This is a genomic window from Polaromonas sp. P1_G2, assembly GCF_056405515.1.
Genome location: NZ_JBFUBY010000781.1, coordinates 1 through 562, shown reverse-complemented (window position 1 = coordinate 562; position 562 = coordinate 1). Strand labels below are relative to the sequence as shown.

Annotated in this window: 1 protein-coding gene; it reads left to right on the top strand. The window is 56.9% G+C overall.

Annotation, left to right across the window (positions count from 1 at the left end):
* Window positions 1–61: 61 nt before the first annotated feature.
* Window positions 62–469, top strand: a complete 408-nt coding sequence (locus AC1D0P_RS27550) for a response regulator (RefSeq protein ID WP_477679636.1) — start codon at window positions 62–64, stop codon at window positions 467–469.
* Window positions 470–562: the final 93 nt, after the last annotated feature.

Below are 562 nucleotides of genomic sequence, written 5' to 3'. Positions count from 1 at the left end.
GGCGACGACGTTCCTCGTCGGCTCCGATGGCTGCGTCAGCAGATACTGAGGAGAGTGCGTTATGCAGCCGGCACTTCCCGAGATCGATGGACCTGAGGCGGCGAAGAAACGCAGCATCCTCATCGTCGAAGACGAGCCGCTCATTTCGCTTGATCTCGAAGACCTTCTCGTCGAGATGGGCTATGAGGTGTGTTCGATAGAAACGACAGAAGCCGCCGCGGTGGCCGCAGCCCGCAGATACAAACCCGATCTCATGCTTGTCGATTTTCATCTGCGCGAGGGCAGCGGCATAAACGTCGTTTCAGCGCTGCTGCCGGATGGTTTCATCCCGCATATCTACATGAGCGGCGAAAGGCTTCGCGGTGACAAACTGACGCCGGGCGCGGTCGTCTTGCAGAAACCTTTCCTCGAAGCATCGCTTGCGCAAGCCATCCAGGTAGCCCTTTCAAACCGGCCGAAGACGATTTGACGGCCGTCTGCATCGGACACCAAACCGCTGATAGAGAATGCTCGGAATTTATTACGCCATAGCCAATTCGAGAGATGCCGGTCACCGCAAATA

What these genes read in the sequence shown, in the direction of transcription:
- AC1D0P_RS27550 (WP_477679636.1), top strand. Translation starts at nt 62, where the DNA reads ATGCAGCCGGCACTTCCCGAGATCGATGGACCTGAGGCGGCGAAGAAA.